This is a genomic window from Pseudomonas sp. MUP55 (assembly GCF_034043515.1).
Classification (GTDB): Bacteria; Pseudomonadota; Gammaproteobacteria; order Pseudomonadales; family Pseudomonadaceae; genus Aquipseudomonas.
Map to the genome: position 1 here is coordinate 4,840,727 of NZ_CP138214.1, position 19,675 is coordinate 4,860,401.

The 19,675-nt window shown below is 54.1% G+C and carries 17 protein-coding genes and 1 tRNA gene; 8 read left to right on the plus strand and 10 right to left on the minus strand.

Going from position 1 to position 19,675, the window contains the following annotated elements:
* Positions 1–69: 69 nt before the first annotated feature.
* The 5 genes from secF to queA form a co-directional block, all read right to left on the minus strand.
* Complete coding sequence (gene secF, locus SC318_RS21810) at positions 70–984, minus strand: protein translocase subunit SecF (protein ID WP_124388108.1); 915 nt, start codon at positions 982–984, stop codon at positions 70–72.
* Between the two features lie 9 nt (positions 985–993).
* Complete coding sequence (secD, locus tag SC318_RS21815) at positions 994–2,862, minus strand: protein translocase subunit SecD (protein WP_306494532.1); 1,869 nt, start codon at positions 2,860–2,862, stop codon at positions 994–996.
* Between the two features lie 62 nt (positions 2,863–2,924).
* Positions 2,925–3,263 (minus strand): preprotein translocase subunit YajC, encoded by a 339-nt coding sequence (yajC, locus tag SC318_RS21820; RefSeq protein WP_003175975.1) that lies wholly within the window; start codon positions 3,261–3,263, stop codon positions 2,925–2,927.
* Between the two features lie 43 nt (positions 3,264–3,306).
* On the minus strand, positions 3,307–4,422 hold the full coding sequence (tgt, locus tag SC318_RS21825; protein WP_003175976.1) for a tRNA guanosine(34) transglycosylase Tgt: 1,116 nt from the start codon (positions 4,420–4,422) through the stop codon (positions 3,307–3,309).
* A 5-nt stretch (positions 4,423–4,427) separates the two neighbouring features.
* On the minus strand, positions 4,428–5,477 hold the full coding sequence (gene queA / locus SC318_RS21830; protein WP_320428415.1) for a tRNA preQ1(34) S-adenosylmethionine ribosyltransferase-isomerase QueA: 1,050 nt from the start codon (positions 5,475–5,477) through the stop codon (positions 4,428–4,430).
* Positions 5,478–5,585: 108 nt separating this feature from the next.
* On the opposite strand from queA, the gene SC318_RS21835 reads away from it, so the two are divergent.
* Positions 5,586–5,670: transfer RNA gene (locus SC318_RS21835), tRNA-Leu, on the plus strand.
* Between the two features lie 166 nt (positions 5,671–5,836).
* On the opposite strand, the gene SC318_RS21840 is transcribed toward SC318_RS21835, so the two are convergent.
* The 3 genes from SC318_RS21840 to SC318_RS21850 form a co-directional block, all read right to left on the minus strand.
* On the minus strand, positions 5,837–6,145 hold the full coding sequence (locus tag SC318_RS21840) for a DUF3077 domain-containing protein (protein WP_320428416.1): 309 nt from the start codon (positions 6,143–6,145) through the stop codon (positions 5,837–5,839).
* A 988-nt stretch (positions 6,146–7,133) separates the two neighbouring features.
* On the minus strand, positions 7,134–8,900 hold the full coding sequence (locus SC318_RS21845) for a nuclease domain-containing protein (protein ID WP_320428417.1): 1,767 nt from the start codon (positions 8,898–8,900) through the stop codon (positions 7,134–7,136).
* 9 nt (positions 8,901–8,909) lie between these two features.
* The gene (locus SC318_RS21850; protein ID WP_320428418.1) at positions 8,910–11,453 is read right to left on the minus strand and encodes a DUF8727 domain-containing protein; all 2,544 of its coding nucleotides are present in this window, start codon (positions 11,451–11,453) and stop codon (positions 8,910–8,912) included.
* 850 nt (positions 11,454–12,303) lie between these two features.
* On the opposite strand from SC318_RS21850, the gene SC318_RS21855 reads away from it, so the two are divergent.
* Together SC318_RS21855 and SC318_RS21860 are read left to right on the plus strand one after the other, a co-directional pair.
* A complete protein-coding gene (locus SC318_RS21855) occupies positions 12,304–14,667 on the plus strand; it encodes an FdhF/YdeP family oxidoreductase (RefSeq protein WP_320428419.1) in 2,364 nt (787 codons plus the stop codon).
* A 200-nt stretch (positions 14,668–14,867) separates the two neighbouring features.
* Complete coding sequence (locus SC318_RS21860) at positions 14,868–15,197, plus strand: hypothetical protein (protein WP_320428420.1); 330 nt, start codon at positions 14,868–14,870, stop codon at positions 15,195–15,197.
* Positions 15,198–15,216: 19 nt separating this feature from the next.
* On the opposite strand, the gene SC318_RS21865 is transcribed toward SC318_RS21860, so the two are convergent.
* Positions 15,217–15,840, minus strand: a complete 624-nt coding sequence (locus SC318_RS21865; RefSeq protein ID WP_320428421.1) for a LysE family translocator — start codon at positions 15,838–15,840, stop codon at positions 15,217–15,219.
* Between the two features lie 157 nt (positions 15,841–15,997).
* On the opposite strand from SC318_RS21865, the gene SC318_RS21870 reads away from it, so the two are divergent.
* The 4 genes from SC318_RS21870 to SC318_RS21885 all read left to right on the plus strand — a co-directional run bounded on the left by SC318_RS21870 (position 15,998) and on the right by SC318_RS21885 (position 18,557).
* Entirely contained in the window at positions 15,998–16,369 is a 372-nt protein-coding gene (locus tag SC318_RS21870) for a PH domain-containing protein (protein WP_320428422.1), read from the plus strand.
* Positions 16,370–16,586: 217 nt separating this feature from the next.
* Positions 16,587–17,750: an S-type pyocin domain-containing protein gene (locus tag SC318_RS21875; RefSeq protein WP_320428423.1), complete on the plus strand. Its 1,164-nt coding sequence runs from the start codon at positions 16,587–16,589 to the stop codon at positions 17,748–17,750.
* 14 nt (positions 17,751–17,764) lie between these two features.
* Entirely contained in the window at positions 17,765–18,052 is a 288-nt protein-coding gene (locus SC318_RS21880) for a colicin E3-like toxin immunity protein (protein WP_320428424.1), read from the plus strand.
* A gap of 142 nt (positions 18,053–18,194) precedes the next feature.
* Positions 18,195–18,557, plus strand: coding sequence for a hypothetical protein (locus SC318_RS21885; RefSeq protein ID WP_320428425.1), 363 nt, complete (start codon positions 18,195–18,197; stop codon positions 18,555–18,557).
* Positions 18,558–18,575: 18 nt separating this feature from the next.
* On the opposite strand, the gene SC318_RS21890 is transcribed toward SC318_RS21885, so the two are convergent.
* Positions 18,576–18,950, minus strand: a complete 375-nt coding sequence (locus tag SC318_RS21890) for a c-type cytochrome (RefSeq protein ID WP_320428426.1) — start codon at positions 18,948–18,950, stop codon at positions 18,576–18,578.
* A 174-nt stretch (positions 18,951–19,124) separates the two neighbouring features.
* Here SC318_RS21890 and SC318_RS21895 point away from each other — a divergent pair, with 174 nt between their 5' ends.
* On the plus strand, positions 19,125–19,505 hold the full coding sequence (locus tag SC318_RS21895; RefSeq protein ID WP_320428427.1) for a response regulator: 381 nt from the start codon (positions 19,125–19,127) through the stop codon (positions 19,503–19,505).
* Positions 19,506–19,675: the final 170 nt, after the last annotated feature.

Consider the following 19,675-nt stretch of genomic DNA (forward strand, 5'->3'; position numbering starts at 1 on the left):
TTGGAGCAAAAAAAAGGGCGCGAGTTCAATCTCGCGCCCTTCTTGTAACCGCCGATCAACAAACGCCCATCAAGGACGGTCATCGACCTCCTTGCCAGTGCTGGCCGGAGGGATCAGGTCTTCGCTGTTGAGGTTCAGCCAGATCAGCACCACGTTGGCGATGTAGATCGACGAGTAGGTACCCGCCAGAACGCCAATGAACAGTGCCAGGGAGAAGCCCCACAGGTTGTCGCCACCGAAGATCATCAGCGCCGCGATCGCCAGCAAGGTGGAGATCGACGTGGCCATGGTCCGCAGCAGCGTCTGGGTGGTGGAGATGTTGATGTTTTCGATCAACGTCGCCTTGCGCAGTACGCGGAAGTTCTCACGAACCCGGTCAAATACCACGATGGTGTCGTTGAGCGAGTAACCAATGATCGCCAGCACCGCCGCCAGTACCGTCAGGTCGAAGGTGATCTGGAAGTACGCCAGGATACCCACGGTCACGATCACGTCATGGATCAGCGACACAATGGCGCCGACACCGAACTTCCACTGAAAGCGGAACGCCAGGTAGATCATGATGCCGACCAGCGCCATCAGCATGCCGAGGCCGCCCTGGTCGCGCAGCTCTTCACCCACCTGCGGGCCGACGAACTCGACGCGCTTGACCGACGCCGGGTTGTCGCCACCGACCTTCTGCAAGGCCTCGGCCACCTGGTGACCCAGTTGCGGGTCTTCGCCAGGCATGCGCACCAGCAGGTCGGTTGTGGCACCAAAGCTCTGCACCACCGCCTCGTGATAGCCGGCCTTGACCAGCTCGTCACGCACTTTGGTTACGTCGGCCGGCTTCTCGTAGGTCAGCTCGATGAGCGTACCGCCGGTGAAGTCCAGGCCATAGTTCAGGCCCTTATGGAACCAGCTGAACAACGCCAGAACGGTAAGGAGCACGGTGACGCCGAACGCAATGTTGCGAACGCCCATGAAGTTGATTGTACGTAACATGGCAGCCCCTTAAATCCACAACTTCTTGAAGTCACGCCCGCCAAAGATCAGGTTGACCATTGCGCGGGTCACCATGATGGCCGTGAACATCGAGGTAAAGATACCGAGGGACATGGTCACCGCAAAACCTTTGACCGGGCCGGTGCCCATGGCAAAGAGAATCCCGCCGACCAGCAACGTGGTCAGGTTGGAGTCGAGAATCGCGGTGAATGCCCGGCCGAAGCCTTCGTTGATTGCGCGCTGTACGGTCATGCCGGCAGCGATCTCTTCACGAATCCGCGAGAAGATCAGCACGTTGGCGTCGACCGCCATACCCATGGTCAGCACGATACCGGCAATACCTGGCAAGGTCAGCGTAGCGCCCAGCAGCGACATCAGGGCCAGCAGCATCACCATGTTGCCCGCCAGGGCCACGGTGGCGATCACGCCGAAGAAGCGGTAGATGGCAATGATGAACAGCGACACGAACAACATGCCCCACAGCGCCGCATCGACGCCCTTGGTGATGTTGTCGGCACCCAGGCTCGGGCCGATGGTGCGTTCTTCAGCGAAGTACATCGGCGCAGCCAGGCCACCGGCACGCAGCAGCAAGGCCAGTTCCGAAGACTCACCCTGGCCGTTCAGGCCGGTGATACGGAATTGCGCACCCAGCGGCGACTGAATGGTCGCCAGGCTGATGATCTTCTTCTCTTCCTTGAAGGTCTGTACCGGCACGTCTTTTTCGACGCCGTTGACCATCTGCTTGGTGTAGGTGGTAACAGGGCGTTGCTCGATGAAGATCACCGCCATGCTGCGACCGACGTTGCTGCGCGTGGCGCGGCTCATCAGTTCGCCGCCGTGACCATCCAGACGGATGTTCACTTCAGGGGTACCGTGCTCGCCGAAACCGGCCTTGGCGTCGGTGACCTGGTCACCGGTGATGATCAAGCCACGCTCGATCAGCGCGGGAGGACGGTTGCCTTCACGGAATTCAAACTCTTCGGAAGTGGCGCGCGAAGCACCCGGCTCAGCCGCGAGGCGGAATTCCAGGTTGGCGGTTTTACCCAGGATACGCTTGGCTTCAGCGGTGTCCTGCACGCCCGGCAGCTCAACCACGATACGGTTGGCACCCTGGCGCTGCACGATCGGCTCGGCCACACCCAGTTCGTTGACCCGGTTACGCACCGTGGTCAAGTTCTGCTTGATCGAGTATTCGCGGATTTCCGCGATCTTGGCCGGGCTCATCGCCAGACGCAGCACCGCCTGACCATTCAGGTCGGCCGGTACGATGTCGAAATCGTTGAAGTTCTTGCGGATCAGCGCACGGGCCTGTTCGCGGGAAGCTTCGTCAGCAAAACCCAGCTGAATGGCGCCGTTGAGCTGCGGCAGGCTGCGATAACGCAGCTTCTCTTTGCGCAGCAGGCTCTTCACGTCGCCTTCGTAGACTTTCAGACGCGCGTCGAGGGCTTTGTCCATGTCGACTTCCAGCAGGAAGTGCACACCGCCGGACAAGTCCAGACCCAGCTTCATGGGGTGCGCGCCAATGCTGCGCAACCATTGTGGCGTGGTCTGTGCCAGGTTGAGCGCAACAACGTAGTCATCACCCATGACCTTGCGCACAACGTCTTTGGCCGGCAATTGGTCTTCCTGCTTGGTCAGGCGCAACAAGCCGCCCTTCGCACCAGCCGCCAATGTTGCCGCCTTGACCTGGATGCCCGCGTCGGTGAGCGCTTTGCTCGCGCGTTCCAGATCAGCCTGATTGACCTGCAGCGCAGTGCTGGCGCCAGTGATCTGGATCGCCGGGTCATCAGGATAGAGATTGGGAGCGGAATAAATAAAACCGATCGCCAGCACCGCCAGGATCAGTACGTATTTCCACAGAGGGTATTTGTTCAGCATCACGCCGCCCGCTTATAACGCGGGGCGCCTTGCGCGCCCCGTCGATTGGTAAAGGTTGTTACTTAGATCGCTTTGAGCGTGCCTTTAGGCAGCGTGGCGGCGATGGCGCCCTTCTGGAACTTCATTTCCACGGTGTCGGAGACTTCCAGTACCACGAAAGCATCGGAAACCTTGGTGATCTTGCCGGCGATACCGCCAGTGGTCACAACTTCGTCGCCTTTTTGCAGGCTGCCCAGCAGGTTCTTCTGCTCTTTGGCGCGCTTGGCCTGTGGACGCCAGATCATCAGGTAGAAGATGACCAGGAAGCCGACCAGGAAAATCCACTCGAAACCACCGCCCATAGGGCCGGCAGCGGCAGGCGCAGCGGCGTCAGCCATGGCGTTAGAGATAAAAAAGCTCATTTAGCACTCCAGTTGCAAATAGTGAATCTTAGGGTCGGGAAACTCAGTCCAAGGGCGGCACAGGGAGCCCGCGCTTGGCATAGAAGGCATCGACGAAGGCGGCCAATGTACCCTGTTGAATAGCCTCGCGCAAACCAGCCATCAGGACTTGGTAATGACGCAAATTGTGGATGGTATTCAACATGCTACCCAGCATTTCCCCGCACTTGTCCAGATGGTGCAGATAAGCACGCGAGAAGTTCTGGCAGGTGTAGCAGTCACAGGTGGGATCCAGCGGCGAATCATCATGGCGATGGAACGCGTTACGGATCTTCAGCACGCCGGTATCGATGAACAGATGCCCATTGCGGGCATTACGGGTTGGCATCACGCAATCGAACATGTCCACACCGCGGCGCACACCCTCTACGAGATCTTCCGGTTTGCCAACGCCCATAAGGTAACGAGGTTTGTCTGCCGGCATCAGGCCCGGCAGGTAATCCAGCACCTTGATCATCTCGTGCTTGGGCTCGCCCACCGACAAACCGCCGATGGCCAGGCCGTCAAAACCAATCTTGTCGAGGCCTTCCAGCGAGCGTTTACGCAGGCTTTCATGCATGCCGCCCTGCACGATGCCGAACAACGCGGCGGTGTTATCGCCGTGGGCATTCTTGGAGCGCTGCGCCCAGCGCAACGACAGCTCCATGGAAATACGCGCGACGTCTTCGTCGGCCGGGTACGGCGTGCACTCGTCGAAAATCATCACGATGTCCGAGCCCAGGTCGCGCTGCACCTGCATCGACTCTTCCGGCCCCATGAACACCTTGGAACCGTCCACCGGCGAGGCGAAGGTCACGCCCTCCTCCTTGATCTTGCGCATGGCGCCCAGGCTGAACACCTGGAAACCACCGGAGTCGGTGAGGATCGGGCCTTGCCACTTCATGAAGTCATGCAGGTCGCCGTGCTTCTTGATCACTTCCGTGCCCGGGCGCAGCCACAGGTGGAACGTGTTGCCCAGGATGATCTCGGCGCCGGTGGCAACGATGTCACGCGGCAGCATGCCCTTGACGGTGCCATAGGTGCCGACCGGCATGAAGGCCGGGGTCTCGACGGTGCCGCGCGGGAACGTCAGGCGACCACGACGGGCCTTGCCATCGGTGGCCAATAATTCAAACGACATACGACTCATAAGTTGTCCTCAGGGCCGCGCGGCGCCGGATTGCGGGTGATAAACATCGCATCACCGTAGCTGAAAAAACGGTACCCATTGTCGATGGCGGCCTGGTAAGCGGCCATGGTTTCCGGGTAGCCGGCAAATGCCGAAACCAGCATCAACAGCGTGGATTCGGGCAAATGGAAGTTGGTCACCAGGCAGTCGACCACATGGAACGGCCGGCCTGGGTAAATGAAGATATCGGTATCGCCGCTGAACGGCTTGAGCACGCCATCACGCGCCGCGCTCTCCAGCGAACGCACACTGGTGGTGCCCACGGCAATCACCCGACCGCCACGCGCCTTGCACGCGGCAACCGCGTCCACCACGTTCTGGCTGACCTCCAGCCATTCGCTGTGCATGTGGTGGTCTTCGATGTTATCCACACGCACCGGCTGAAATGTGCCGGCCCCCACGTGCAGGGTCACATAGGCCGTCTCGACGCCCTTGGCGGCGATGGCGTCCAGCAGCGGCTGGTCGAAATGCAACCCGGCCGTCGGCGCCGCCACGGCACCGAGGCGCTGGGAGTACACCGTCTGGTAGCGCTCGCGGTCCGAGTCTTCGTCGGGGCGGTCTATATAAGGAGGCAACGGCATGTGACCGACGCGTTCCAGCAGCGGCAACACCTCTTCGGCAAACTTGAGCTCGAACAGCGCGTCATGACGCGCCACCATCTCGGCTTCGCCACCGCCATCGATCACGATGCTCGACCCCGGCTTGGGCGACTTGCTGGAGCGCACATGGGCCAGCACACGATGGCTGTCCAGCACCCGCTCCACCAGAATTTCCAGCTTGCCGCCGGAGGCTTTCTGGCCAAACAGCCGCGCCGGAATCACCCGGGTATTGTTGAACACCATCAAATCGCCCGGGCGCAAATGCTCAAGCAAATCAGTGAATTGACGGTGTGCGAGGGCACCGCTCGGCCCGTCCAGGGTCAGCAGTCGACTGGCGCGACGCTCGGCCAACGGGTGGCGAGCGATCAGCGAATCAGGGAGCTCAAAAGTAAAGTCAGCAACGCGCATGATGGGGTTCGTCTAGCAGGGCCGGGAAGTCTAGCCGAAATAGTCAAAATTGACCATGAAACGTGATTGACCAACGGTAATCTCATCTCTATACTTCGCCGCCATTGAGCCCTGATGGCGGAATTGGTAGACGCGGCGGATTCAAAATCCGTTTTCGAAAGGAGTGGGAGTTCGAGTCTCCCTCGGGGCACCATCTTAAAAAAAGACCTTGAAATTCAAGGTCTTTTTTTTCGCCTGCAGAAAAGTGGGCGGTCGGCTGCTTCATCGCCCACCACCCCTTTCAACCTGAAACACGATCCAAATGTGGGAGCTGGCTTGCCTGCGACTACGCCAGCCCAAACACCCTGAAAACCACCTGCCTACACACCAACCGATTCCCCCTCCTCCACCACCCCATTGGGCAACATCCCCTTCGCCAAATCATCCACCACCGCCTTCGCCATCTCCCCCAAATAATGCGCCGCCCAGGCATAGCGATCCGCGCCTGTATCCATCGCTGCGTCCAACGCCAGCATTTTGGAACAGTGCAGGAGCTCGGAGGCATGCTCCAGGGCATCGCGGATGGGTACGCCGGAATTGACGCGGAAAAGGCGGTGGAGGTTGGGCTGTTTGCCGCAGGTGGAAAAGGTGATGACGCCGAGGGTTTTGTTGAGGGGTGGGTTGATCATTGGGCACCTCCGGTCTGAGCGAGGGTGTCGGTTGCGGTACTGCGGGGGTAAGGCCTGTCAGAAACGCTCATTGCTTAAGCTCCTAATGTAATGAGCTGCCACGTTCGTTTCTCATGCGAATGGGTGGCAGCTATGCGCGGGTTGAGAAACCGGGACAATAGGAACCCGGCAGGCCCGAAGGCCTCCCACGCATAGCCGCCATTACACAGACATGCGGGCACAAAAAAGCGCCAACAGTCTAATGGATGGTGGCGCCTATGCGCCTATTGTTTCTCGGATTCTCAAGTCCGGTCGCTGGGTTGGAAGCGACGGAGGGGAAGGTAACGCAGGAGTGGCTCGGGATGAAAGTTAGCATCTGTGGCGAGAGATTTCCGGCGTACAGTCTGGAGGGTTACGAGCGGCAGGAGGGGGAATCGTGGTCTTATCTAGATTGTCATGCGGCGGCGGTGAATAAAGGGTTCATGGAGCGGGTGCTAAAGGTCTCGACACCGCCACGGAGCAACATCGCCAGCAACTGATCATCAGAATGCTGGAGCAGGAACTAATCGACATCGCCCGACGCACTACCAAGGCCCCAGAGGAACACAAAAAATAGAGGAAAAGTTTACAACTCACACGCGATACTTTGGAATAAAATTGGAACGAATCCGCCGAAAAGCTGCTCGATGTAGGGGAAACCTCTATCCGCATCCCGGCTGATCGACCAAGCCCCATCGTCACTGTTCAAGCTCGGTATTACGGAGCAAGGTAAGAACTTACATAGCTGGAAGTGGGGTAACGTGGCGGACCGCGCACCCCAGTACCGAACACAGGATGCCCTTACAACGTACAATCATTGACCTTTTACCACTAAAAACCCGACAACAGTAGGCTTTTTGTCTCATTCAGTCTTCTATTGTGTGGTTTATAAGACTGCTTAAAGCATCGCTCCAAGGTTTCCACTTCGACGCAACATCTCGCACATAAGAGCTTCAGAAACCATCAAAAATTAAGCAACTCTAATAATTTGTTTTACGAATGAATTAAACCCCCGCTCTTCATCAGATGAAAGTTTGACATACCCGAAAAATGGCGCACAGGCTAGTCGCTCCCCAAGATTAAAAGCCCCACCATACATACCATACTCATCATTAAAAGACTTCGGAATGAATGCATATACTGCCTTTATCGCGCCTGGCCCCTCAACAACCCCGTGCTTAGACATCGACCTTGTTTTTAAATAATACTTACTAATAATTTCAGGCAAGTGCTTATCTTTAGTATTTGAATGATCCGAATATTTCGCATCAAATATTAAGTAAGACTCAACACCTTCCTTTTCAGTTTTAATTAGAAAATCTGGAGTCCAACAGGATCGATACCCAGCACCAGCATGAAACACATCTACCAGTTCATTTGGCTGAGAATATTTTGAATGAGACCATATCGTAGGCTCATAAAACAACTGTATTTTTTTATCCCCACCTGTGAAAGTATAATAATTCGAGAGTTCATCATCCGAAAATACTTCTAGACGTCCCGCTGTGCCTAATTCGCGAGCGGCACTCCGTGTTTGCGCGGCAGTCAACGTAAATCCAGCATCTCGAAGACAGTCTATTAATTTATACAGGCAGAAAAACTCATAAAGCTTATCGAGCGACTTCATTCCGAACAGATAGTTAGCACCACTCCACTTTGGCTGGCCCAGCTTGTACCACTCATCAATCAACCTAAAAGTCTTATCATAATGAGTATATCGCTTAGCAAGAGGCGTCAGGACAGGTCGAAGCACCCCTTTATTCTGGCAAGGCAAGTACTTTTCAAAAAAAGAAATCAGATCATTACATTGGCGCACCAGTTGAACTGCTTCACGATGGCGCCGCTGAAGCAATGGTGCCTCTATAGTTTGAAGTATACTATCAAATGTATAAAAACCGGCATGCTTAGAGTTCGGCTTATAAGACTTGAAATGGTCGGGAATATCGAGCAAAAACTTTTTCAAATTAATCAAAAACCCATAAATAACCTGATTTTCAAAAAGATTAGTATTCCTCTCAACTACCGCCCGCTGAATCTTGTCAATTGAATAATATCGATTTTGAATTGAAACTTTTGATGAATCAATTGGAACCGGATACAACTGATCCAAATGCTTAAACAGCCAATCAATTTCTCTGTCAGTTATATGCGCACCATCATCATACGGAGTGATCCGGAGTTGCTCAGACGATCTCTTGCATGGTTGAGTCATGAATCTAGTGCGACTTGAATTTATCGCTTCTAATATCTTCCTTGAAAAATTTAATTTGGTGAGCGTATCTACATTATCTCCAGGTTGAGAGTCCGAGCCAGCCTGAGTTTTTGAAAAGCATATTTTTGTTACATCCGCCATTTTCAAAGATAGGTAACCAAGAATCTTTTCAGCTTGTTCTTTGTTTATTTTCGTGGCAACTACATTAATGGGCGTTACGCGAACGATCTGGGCAGTAACCTCAAAAAACAAAGCTACCGACGCCAGCCCAAAATGATTTAGTAAATGCCTCTTTAGTTCCGCCCTATACTCTACTGACTCATCACCTTTCTTATAACTAGTGAGAACAATGGGATGATCCTGCACAAACAGTGTTGGCTCACCCATAGAATGCCGGGAAACGATAGTAAAAGAAATCGTATCAGTTTCTCTTATCTCTGGTGGTTCTGATACACCCTCCGTCAATTCGTGAATTGCCTTTCCCGCAGGGCTGTCAACTAGTAGATACGCGGTAAACTCTTTCATGCCAGTCCCTTAGGAAAAGTAGCTGAAGGAATGCATATCTAGCTTACCAGCCTCCACTATCCTATAAAGAATACTGTGGCTAATTTTAAACTCACTAGGAGATAAGATTTGCAGCAACGCCTCCAATCGCTTGCAATAGCCCTCACCGCTGCCTTGAATTAAAGGTAGTACGTGTTGACTGAGAGCATAATCTAATGCTCGCATATTTGAAGCTGACCGCATCAAAGGGTGTGCAACCAAGCAATACCTTTCGATTGCTATTTCTTTACGCTTTGAAATTACGCATCTTTTTCCATAAGAGATATTACTATCCATCAATATGCTTCTAACATCTTGAAAAAAAGCCATTTGATCATTAACGGCAGCTCTTTCAATCTCAAGATCCAAAGTCGGGTCCACATTAAACATTTGATCCAAAGAAGCGTGACTGTAGGGAATCTGTATTAGATCCTCATTGAACTCAAATTTACTATCATACTCAAACTCCTCATAGCTCGGCTCAAGAGTTATAATAGGAGCACGATCGATAAGCCTCGGGCTTAGCGGTTCGGTGGTCATGTCATAGTTTATAGTGCCGATAAACCTCAACGACTCTGGTATCTGAATAGGAGATTCATTTTCGTTAACGCGCAAAGTTCGATCTGACTCAGCGTCAGCCATTCCCATAAAAGGAGCCCAATAGTGTTCAATAGCCGATAAATTCGCCTCATCAAGAACCACCCAAAGTGGTGGAGCACTATGGCAAACTTCAGCCTGACATGACTTTATATAATTATAGAATCCTGTTGGCGCCGGAACCATGCGATTGGAAAGAGGATTAAAGTACCCTATAAGATCACGCTGACTAGTCCAACCACGCCCAACCGATATATTAAGAAGCCGGCTATCTAGAAGTTTAGATTTACCTAACAACTTAATCAGAGAAGTCTTACCTACACCTGGGAGCCCGGACAAAATCACGATAAAGCTTTGCTGAACAGAAACGAGCAAATTTGCTATAAAATCGCGCTCATAAATACGTCCTTGCCTTGCGAGAGACTCCCGAATTTGATCTATATAAAGATTTCTTTCAGCTATAAGATCTTTGGGAGCAAATTGTCGCCCATTACCATGAGGAAGTTTGGTAACTTCTTCCTCTACGGGCGATACCATTCCAGAAATGGTTTCAACGTAAGGTCTCAACGCAATTAATTTTTTCCTTAAATCTTCAGTTCTTTTATTAAGCTCATCATCTAAAGATATTTTTTCTTGTTTAGCCGTTGTTATTTCATCCGTTAGAAAACTACGGCGACCTTCTTCTCGGGCAACTGCTGCCTTTATATCGGATAGTGACTTGTAAGGCCCGAGCTCCTCTTTCAGCAGAGCTAATTGCTCTTTAGTCTTTTGGAGCTCGGAGTCCAATTCGTTTCGCTCTTTATTTCTCGCCTCATCAAATAGCGTTTTCTGTTGATCTTTCAACAGGAAATTTCTTTCTTGCAGTTTTTCCGCTGCAACTTGATTTTCGTTCTCAAGATTTTTTTGTATTTTCGAAAGACTATCTACTTCTGTTTCAAGAATAGCCAAGTCGGCTCGAAGCTGTTGCTCCCTATCTTGTCTAAACTGTTTTAAGTACTGCTCTTTACGCTCTTCAATATGCTTATTGAGTAAGCCCGTGCCTTTCGAGGAATTTAAATAATCATGAAGCGCCTGATCTAGACTTTCAAATTTCTCGTCAGCCTCACTGGCAATTGAAAAAAACCGATTTAGTTGTTCCGACGCATTGGATGGAATTCCTTTAGCTTTAGAAACCGCCATCCTAAACATCATTTGCTCATGCTTTGAAAAGCTTTTAACATTTGCTTTTTTTAGCAAATCACTACAGATCTTTATAATCTCTTCATCGGATGCATAATCTGTATATTCGCAATCTATTTGATTGAATATATCGGCCTTCGTGAAAAACGAATATCTATCACCATTAGTATCGTAATGGACAACACCATTTTCAATATCTGCATATTTATAAGTTCTTAGACCGCCGACAGGACCGCCTGGCTTCCCTGGAAACGCACCATCTAGGTTTAGAAGTTTTACACTAGAGCTTCCGTCGGTATCTATCTCGACCTCAGTCTGAAAGGGTCCGTAGATCTTTTCTCCGTGCTTTACCAGAATCAAAGGAGTGAGAGGTGGGGTTTCCGTAAATAGTAACCTCTCATTAGCCGAAGGCAACGGAGAACTCATAATTTGAACTGCAGCTTTTCTGGATGTATTCAGACTCGTTTTCTGTGCAGTTGTAACATAGCGGCAGTCTCCTTCTTTCCACTCTTGGGTGGTAGGAACAGCCTCAATTATCAATAAGTCGTGCTCAGTAAAGCTTAAATCGATTTCGCTATAGTTATGGGTTACAAAAACCTGCTTAGTCTCACAGAAAAATTCTTTATCGTTAATTAAGTAAAGCTCACCGTTAATCTGCTCAAATATTATATCCAGCTTCCCTAAATTAGCTGGGCCATCCGCATTCGAAATACCTTTACTTTTTTTTCCGTAAACTATTCGCTTTTTTGACGTATCCATTTAATTCTCTACCATTTTTTAATCGATAAGGTACGCTTATATCTTTTATGAGAATACGTCAGGGTGGAGCATTAATATGAAGTTCTAGGGATGAAAACCAAGTTGAGATGGAAGGCAACGATCGAATTGAGCAAGGATTGGTCACAGCGTCATCCTGAGCATGTGGCCCGACGGGCGATTTGCTACTATACAATCGTATGCGGGGCAATTGGCCATATTTTTTGGAGCTTTGGAAATTTTCGCACTGATTTTAATTGAGGGCCTAAATCCCATTCCGCAGCTCCTCATCAGCATCGGACAGAAAAAACGCCCCCTTCAGCAATGGAAGCAAGCCGTTTTCAAACCTCGTCACCCATTAGCCTTGTCACGAGCTCCAACGCACCCTTTTGTGTCTCGTAGAGCCCGATCACACCACAGATGTAGTGGCCTTATAGGCTGGACACCCATTTAGGCGTGACTGCAACGACGGGAAAAGAGGGGGACGAAAAAAGGAAGAATAGAGTTTATTTCTTGAAAAAATAGATCCGCCCCTCCGTTCCAAAGCTAGGAATATCAACCTGCCGGCCGGTACGACAATCGGTACGGTCATCCGCAATGATCAGGTGCGGATTGTCCAACGTGGTCGATTCAGTCGATCACGTCATGATGTTCCAGAAAGACGCACTTATGATGCGGCGCAACTGTTTCAGATAGCCTTGAGCTTCGTCTGAACAGCTCCCACCCAGACTGAACCTCCCCCCGATCTCCTAGGTCGCTAACGCTCGTCGCCCAACCCGAATTCTCCCTACCCGTGCGCATCACAACCCTACGCACCACGCCTCCACGGCCGTCAACAGGGAGAACCCACCCAATGTCTGAACCCAAAAACCCCCAGCCCCCACTCCAAGGCTCCCAGTCCGACGGCTCTGCCGCCGGCGGCTGGCCCGCACTAAACGCGGTCAACAAGCACCTGCTCCACCAGCACATCCTGCTCAAGGGCAACCGTACGCTGCTGTCCATGAACAAGCCGGACGGTTTCGACTGCCCCAGTTGTGCCTGGCCAGACCCAAAGAAGCCGCACACCTTTGAATACTGTGAGAACGGGGCCAAGGCACTGGCGTGGGAGTCGACCAAAAAGCGGGTCACGCCCCAGTTTTTCGCTCAGCATACGGTGAGTGAGCTGGCCACCTGGAGCGATCACGACCTGGAAGATCAGGGCCGTATCACCGAGCCGATGCGCTATGACGCGGGCAGCGACAAATACTTGCCGGTCAGTTGGGATGAGGCTTTCGCCGAGATCGGGCGGGAGCTGCGCCAGTTGAGCGACCCGTGGAAGCTGGAGTTGTACACCTCGGGGCGTACGTCAAACGAAGCGGCGTTTTTGTATCAGTTGTTTGGCCGCTTGTATGGCATGGCTAACTTTCCTGACTGCTCGAACATGTGTCACGAGACCACCAGCGTGGCGCTTCCCGAGTCGATTGGCGTCGGCAAAGGCACCACCACGCTGGAAGACTTCGAGAATGCCGATGCGATTTTTATCTTCGGTCAGAACCCCGGTACCAACAGCCCGCGCATGATGTCGGAGCTGCACGCCGCCGCGCGCCGGGGTGCGAGCATCATCTCGTTCAACCCGCTGCGCGAGAAGGCGCTGGTGCGGTTTGCGTCACCCCAGGACCCGCGCGATATGCTCAGTCGCAGCGGCGTGAAGATCAGCTCGCAGTACCATCAGGTCAGAATCGGCGGCGACATGATTGCCGTGCAGGGCATCTGCAAAGCGGTGATCGAGGCGGACGATGCGGCGCAGCGTGAAGGGCTGCCGCGTGTGCTGGATGTCGCCTTCATCGAGGAGCACACCCACGGCCTTGAGCGGTTCGCCGATTACTGCCGACAGTTGCCATGGGAGATCATCGAGCGTCATTCGGGCCTGACGCGTCAGGCGCTGGAAGAGGTGGCGGCGGTGTATATGCATTCGCAGCGGGTGATCTGTTGCTGGGGCATGGGCATTACGCAACACAAGCGCGGTGGCGACGCGATGCAGCAGATCATTAACCTGCTGCTGTTGCGCGGCAACATCGGCAAGCTGGGCGCGGGGGCTTGCCCTATTCGCGGCCACTCCAATGTGCAGGGTGACCGCACCATGGGCATCTACGAAAAAGCCGGCGAGCCGTTCCTGACCAGCATGAGCAAGGTGTTCGGTTTCGAGGCGTCCCGCAAAGGTGGGCATGATGTGGCCGAGGCCTGTGAAGCGCTGCTGCGTGGCGAGGTGGAAGCGTTTATTTCGATGGGCGGCAATTTCTTCCGGGCCATCCCGGATATCGACGTGGTGTGCCCGACCGTCAAGCGCCTGAAAATGACGGTGCTGGTCAATACCAAGCTCAACCGCAGTGCAACGGTCCATGGCCAGAAAGCATTTTTGCTGCCGTGCATCGCCCGCTCGGAGCTGGACATGCAGAACGGTGTGGCGCAAACCGTTACGGTGGAAGACTCGATGTCGATGGTGCACGGCTCCACCGGCATGCTGGAGCCTGCGTCGAAACACCTGATTTCCGAAGTGGCGATCATCGCCGGTATGGCCAAGGCGACGCTTGAACCCAACCCCAACGTGGATTGGGACAGCTACGTGAGCGATTACGCGCGCATTCGCGACAAGATCGAAGCCGTGCTGCCCGAGCAGTTTTACGACTTCAATCAGCGCATCAAAGAGCCCGGTGGTTTCCGCCTGCCCAATGGCGCCAGCGAGCGCCAGTGGAACACCGAGTCGGGCAAGGCCAACTTTCTCTTTCCCGAGGGGGTTTTTGACGAAGACGACACGCCACCGGGCGCTGACCATCTGCAGTTGATGACGATCCGCAGCCATGACCAGTTCAACACCACGGTGTATTCCAACGATGACCGTTACCGGGGTATCTACGGCGACCGCATGGTGGTGATGCTCAACCCGCAGGACATCGAGCGCCTGGGGCTCAAGGCTGGGGACTACGTCGAATTCCAGACGGCCCTCGACGAGACAACGCCGCGTCGTGCGCCCGGCTTCAAAGTCATCCCCTTCGACGTACCGCAAGGCTGTTGCGCCGCCTACTACCCGGAAACCAATGGCTTGCTGCCATTGGCGAACCGGGACAGCCGCAGTAACACACCGGCGGCGAAATCCATCCCGGTGAACCTGGTGCGGATGAATCCAGAGCAGACGCAAGTGGCGTTGGAACGGCGCGGATTGATTGCGGCGGCCATTTAAGCCTGGTGTTACAGCTCGCTACCCCCAGAAGCGAAAAGAGGGGACAGATTTATTTCCGGGAAGAATAAATCTGCCCTCCTCCGCTCTCCCCTGTTGACCGACATGAGGTTCAAGCCAAACGATTCGCAGCATTCGGTTCTTTTTTTTCGTGCCTGGAACAGTGATCATCGCCCTCCCCTAAAGTCCCAGGAACATAGACCATGGAATTGACGCTGGAAGCGGCCGCGCTCTTTGCACTGAAGCTGGCGCACGAGCGCGAGGATGGCAGCCCGCTGCTGCGCGATGATCCGGTGATGCAAGCCTATGACCGCGAGGTGTTTGGCTTGTTGGTGCGCCAGGGGGATTTGCCTGGGATTCAGTTGAAGCTGGATGAATGCCTGACGTCAGCGCTCGAATCGTTGGGCGGCGCAACGACTGTGATGGGCCGGGAACTGAAACGGCTTGCTCTGGACGTGCACCAGGCATCGACACTGGAAGCACTCAGTACCCCGCTCGACGCGCTCAAGGATTATCTGAAAGCCATCCTGTGAACCGCGATTACCGACGCCTCTATACCGCCATCCGCACCGCCAATCCCATCAGCACCGTGCCCATCAGCCAGCGCTGTACCACCTGCCATCCCGGCCGGGTGACGAAAAATACCGCGATGGACCCCGCCAACGTGGCAATCACCGCATTCACGCTCACGCTGATGAAAATCTGCGTGAAGCCCAGCACCAAGGATTGCGTCAGCACGCTGCCATGACCGTTCGGGTCGATGAACTGAGGCAGCAGTGACAAATACATCACCGCCACCTTGGGGTTCAGCAGGTTGGTCACCAGGCCCATGGTGAACAGTTTGCGCGGGCCGTCCTGAGGCAAGCTGCGCACCTGGAACGGCGAACGGCCACCCGGCTTGACGGCCTGCCAGGCCAGATAGGCCAGGTACAACGCACCGCCAATCCGCAGGGCGTCGTACGCAAAGGGCACCGCCATCACCAACGCGGTAATACCGAATGCCGCGCACAGCATATAAACCAAGAAACCCAACGCAACGCCGCCCAGGGAAATGAACCCGGCCGCGCGCCCTTGGCAGATCGACCGCGAAATGAGGTAAATCATGTTCGGGCCGGGTGTGAGCACCATGCCGAGTGATATCAGCGCATAAGCGAGCCAATTGGACAATTCAGGCATGGTTGGGCTCTGGGGAGGTCTGTTCTGTCGACACGAAACATCTGGTCAACGTTGTAAGGTTGGACGCCATGGTAGGGCGTTCAAAATGCGCGCGTTAGATACAGATCCGCGCGCAAAACGTCATACACCAGCGACACCACTCACCCAGGACAAGCACATGATCGATTTCAATAACAAAGGCTTCTTCAAGCTCAAACAAAACAACGAGTACGCCGAACGCGTGGCGGCATTGCTGCTGGAGGGCGAAGAGGTGATCGATTCCTACAAAGCCATGCGCGACGGCGTAGTGTTCACCACCAAGCGCATCATTGCCGTGAACGTGCAGGGCATCACTGGCAGCAAGAAGGATTTCACCTCGCTGCCGTATAAAAATATCGTGGCGTACTCGGTGGAAACGTCCGGGACGTTTGATCTGGATTCGGAATTGGAGATTTACTTCTCGTCGCTGGGGAAGGTGAAATTCGAGTTCACCGGCAAGACCTCGATTGTGGAAATCTCTCGCCTGATTTCCAAGCACCTGCTGGGCTAAACCACTGCACGATTCAACCGCTCAATCTGTAGGAGCTGGCTTGCCTGCGAAGACGCCAGCCCCCACACCGCCAAACCCCGCGCTTACACCTAAGCAGTCCGCACCAGGCATAGCCCCGCTCAACTGACTTTTCCCACGCAAGCCATCGAACAAAGCCAATATCAGCCCCCGATTCTGCCTCGTAGTCTCACTGCCTCGCACAAGGAAGTGAGCCGTCATGTCAGAACGCGCATACCCCATCACCGAAGAAGAACAGCTCAGAAGGCGCATTCTGTCGCCGCAGCCCAAACGCGTGCCCTATTCGCCACACATTGACCTGTCCGAACCTCTTCCCGGCCAGGCGCCTGCGCCCGAGAAGCTGCCAGGCTGTACCTTCACCAAACCCTGCCAATTGCCCGATGGAATCATTCACTACGCCGACCCTGCCGGTTACGTACCCCTTGAACTGATTAAAGACTACGGCCATTTCAGTCTGCTGGGTGGGCGCGAATTGGATAGCCGAGGCGCGATGGCCCTGCGCAAGATCAGCGGCAGCGCGCTCCCGGTAGGCTTGGGTCAGTTGGCGTTGCGCTCGGCCGTCGTGGAGTCCGCTGCTGCGGCTGCAGGCACCGTAGGCGCTGGCCTGCTGGCAGGTTTGGTGGGGCTGGTTTGGCCATCGGCGTTGGGCGATAGCGCGCTCTATAGCGAAGAGCAATTGCGCACGATGCAAAAGGCACGCTCGCAGATGCGCTTGCATATCGAGCAACGCGAGGACGGTACGCTCAAGGGGTACGGGTTTTATACCGGCAACCATCCGAACTGGCAGATGATCGATGTGGTGCAGTTCCAAAGCCGTGGCGATCAGTTTATGGCGGATTTGGGCCAGGGCGTTGAGCTGATCTGGACGCCTGCGATTGACCCTGGCGACACCCTTGGCATTCCGGCACTGGAAGCTGCGCCACAAGCGCCGGTGGTGTGGATCTACCCACCGACGGAGAAGGCCGCGCAGATACTGGTGAACCCGATTTATCCACCGGAGTACCGGGATTTTATTCTGGTGTTCCCGGTGGAGTCGGGGGTTCGGCCGTTGTATGTGGTGGTTAATGAGCCGAGGAAGGGGCTACGAAACCCAGATCATGATTACTTCCCTGCGCTCGAAACCGAAGACATAACAGGCTTCCCTGGGCTGATCCCCCAAAAACCTTTAACACCAAGAAAAGGCGGAGCGGGCTTACGTGAACGATGGATAGACGCAAAAGGAAAGAGAATATTCGAATGGGATTCCAAAAAAGGCGAGCTGGAAGTCTATCGAAAAAGTGATTTGGAACACCTCGGCGCGTTTGACCCTTACACCGCCGAGCGTCGAGGAGCGGCGGACCCAAAACGTCGGATTTACAAATAACGAGGAACGCGCAAATGGCGATGAAAATCAGATTGCGTTGGTACGAAAAACACAGTGATAACTTGAAGGCGGATGAGTATTCAGCGGCTATCGAGGACTCGGACGGTATTCTGAAAGCGTTGGGGTTAGGTGAGGAAACCGCGATATATGCGGATGTATTCAACCTGCTGCCAAATTGGATAACGATTATCCAGCCCTACTTCCAGCACATGATTGAGCCCGACCAGCTCGACTACCAGATTTCCTTCCGTTACCAAGGCGCGTGGCCACCGCCTCCAAAACAACCAAAGAAGAGGTCATGATGCAATGAGACCTACATCGCAAAAGCCTCTCTATCGCTCAGTCAACACCCGAACCCATGGCGTACGCCACGGAAGCTGCGGCGCGTACCGGTACGAACGACACAGCAAGGCCGAAAAGCGCGCGCAATCAACTCGCGGGTCAATGCACAGCCATCAACGACACGGGCTCGATTACACACCGCTATTCCGCTTTCTTCTGTCCAAAGTCGGCCACCCATGGAGCCAGGTTTTCAGCGAAGCCAAGGCCCGCCTGGACCGTCCAGATCCGGTGTTCTGGATGGTTGCGCTGCATGAAAGCGACAAGCAGGAATACGTACGAACGGACGAAAATAGCTACTACAGCGGCTTGTGGGTGGACGAAGCTGGCCTGCTGCAAAAGGTCAACCCGCGGCTAACGCCCGAGCACATGACGCGCTTTTGCAACTGCTGCACCCAAACGTTCAACGGCGCGGTGTTCGCACAGGCTTTACCTCGCTCACAGCGGCACGACAGCCCCCAAAGTTGATCAGCCGTGCCTCAACGCTTATTTGGGCTGGAACGTCTCAAGATACGCCAATATATTTTCAATCTTCTCTTGGTCACTGATGCCCCAGAAGATCATCCGCGTACCGCTCACCACTTTCTTCGGCGCTTCGATATAGGCCGCCAGTTTGTCGCGTGTCCAGACCACGCCGGAGTTTTTCATCGCGTCGGAATATTGGTAATCCGTGGTTGTCCCCGCTGGCCGGCCGATGATGCCGTTGAGTTGGGGCCCGAACCCACCCCGTGCGCCTTCACCGACACTGTGACAGCCGCCGCACGTCTTGGTGAACAGCTTGCCGCCCGCCTCGGCATCGCCGGCAGCAAACGCCGAGTGGGCATTGAAGATCAGGGCTAGGGTCAACAAGGCATACTTCATCAGAGGGCTCCGCATCGAGTGTTGCCTGCGATTATGCCTGTTTAAAATCGACTTCCCCCTTCGTACCTCCCACTAACCGTCAAACGACCACCCATCGTTTAAAAAACATCCAATCGAACCTATGTGCCCGAGTTCCACTCCACCCTACTGGAACCTGATGGTGGAGTAAGGATCATGGCTCAGCCATCGATTTTAGTGCTGGAAGACGACGAAATCATTCGGGCGTTAATGGTGGATGTGCTGGAAGACTTCGGCGCAGTGGTGACGTCGTTCCCTTCGGCCGATGAAGGGATGATTTATCTGGAGCGGGGCGATGAGCCGGTGCACCTGATCGTCAGCGATGTGCAGATGCCCGGCCTGCTTAACGGTTACGACTTGAGCCGCGTGGTCGCCCATCGCTGGCCCGAGGTTCAGGTGGTGTTGACGTCGGGCAACACCACGATAGCGTCGCAACTGGGCGGGTCGGTGCGCTTTTTACCCAAGCCCTGGAGTACCGACCACTTGATTGAATGCGTGCAGACCGCCTTGACCCAGCAAGGTCTGTCGATGCACTGATAGCGTCGCGACATCACTTAAATCGAACTTCGCGGCTCCCTCTGCGGTCACTAAACCCGAACGGAGCGACATTTCTGATCCGCTGGTCAGCCTTTTCGCTGATTGCGTTCAGCTGATGACCACGAATTGTGTAGAATCGTCGCCCATTTTCACGCGTCATTCATGGCCGA

Excerpts from the sequence above, each read along its gene's own strand:
- tgt (WP_003175976.1), bottom strand. The coding sequence starts at position 4,422 with ATGTCGTTTGAATTATTGGCCACCGATGGCAAGGCCCGTCGTGGTCGC.
- SC318_RS21875 (WP_320428423.1), top strand. The coding sequence starts at position 16,587 with ATGTCAGAACGCGCATACCCCATCACCGAAGAAGAACAGCTCAGAAGG.
- SC318_RS21890 (WP_320428426.1), bottom strand. The coding sequence starts at position 18,950 with ATGAAGTATGCCTTGTTGACCCTAGCCCTGATCTTCAATGCCCACTCG.
- SC318_RS21840 (WP_320428416.1), bottom strand. The coding sequence starts at position 6,145 with ATGATCAACCCACCCCTCAACAAAACCCTCGGCGTCATCACCTTTTCC.
- SC318_RS21895 (WP_320428427.1), top strand. The coding sequence starts at position 19,125 with ATGGCTCAGCCATCGATTTTAGTGCTGGAAGACGACGAAATCATTCGG.
- SC318_RS21850 (WP_320428418.1), bottom strand. The coding sequence starts at position 11,453 with ATGGATACGTCAAAAAAGCGAATAGTTTACGGAAAAAAAAGTAAAGGT.
- SC318_RS21865 (WP_320428421.1), bottom strand. The coding sequence starts at position 15,840 with ATGCCTGAATTGTCCAATTGGCTCGCTTATGCGCTGATATCACTCGGC.
- SC318_RS21880 (WP_320428424.1), top strand. The coding sequence starts at position 17,765 with ATGGCGATGAAAATCAGATTGCGTTGGTACGAAAAACACAGTGATAAC.
- SC318_RS21860 (WP_320428420.1), top strand. The coding sequence starts at position 14,868 with ATGGAATTGACGCTGGAAGCGGCCGCGCTCTTTGCACTGAAGCTGGCG.
- SC318_RS21885 (WP_320428425.1), top strand. The coding sequence starts at position 18,195 with ATGCACAGCCATCAACGACACGGGCTCGATTACACACCGCTATTCCGC.
- SC318_RS21870 (WP_320428422.1), top strand. The coding sequence starts at position 15,998 with ATGATCGATTTCAATAACAAAGGCTTCTTCAAGCTCAAACAAAACAAC.
- SC318_RS21845 (WP_320428417.1), bottom strand. The coding sequence starts at position 8,900 with ATGAAAGAGTTTACCGCGTATCTACTAGTTGACAGCCCTGCGGGAAAG.
- secD (WP_306494532.1), bottom strand. The coding sequence starts at position 2,862 with ATGCTGAACAAATACCCTCTGTGGAAATACGTACTGATCCTGGCGGTG.
- SC318_RS21855 (WP_320428419.1), top strand. The coding sequence starts at position 12,304 with ATGTCTGAACCCAAAAACCCCCAGCCCCCACTCCAAGGCTCCCAGTCC.
- yajC (WP_003175975.1), bottom strand. The coding sequence starts at position 3,263 with ATGAGCTTTTTTATCTCTAACGCCATGGCTGACGCCGCTGCGCCTGCC.
- secF (WP_124388108.1), bottom strand. The coding sequence starts at position 984 with ATGTTACGTACAATCAACTTCATGGGCGTTCGCAACATTGCGTTCGGC.
- queA (WP_320428415.1), bottom strand. The coding sequence starts at position 5,477 with ATGCGCGTTGCTGACTTTACTTTTGAGCTCCCTGATTCGCTGATCGCT.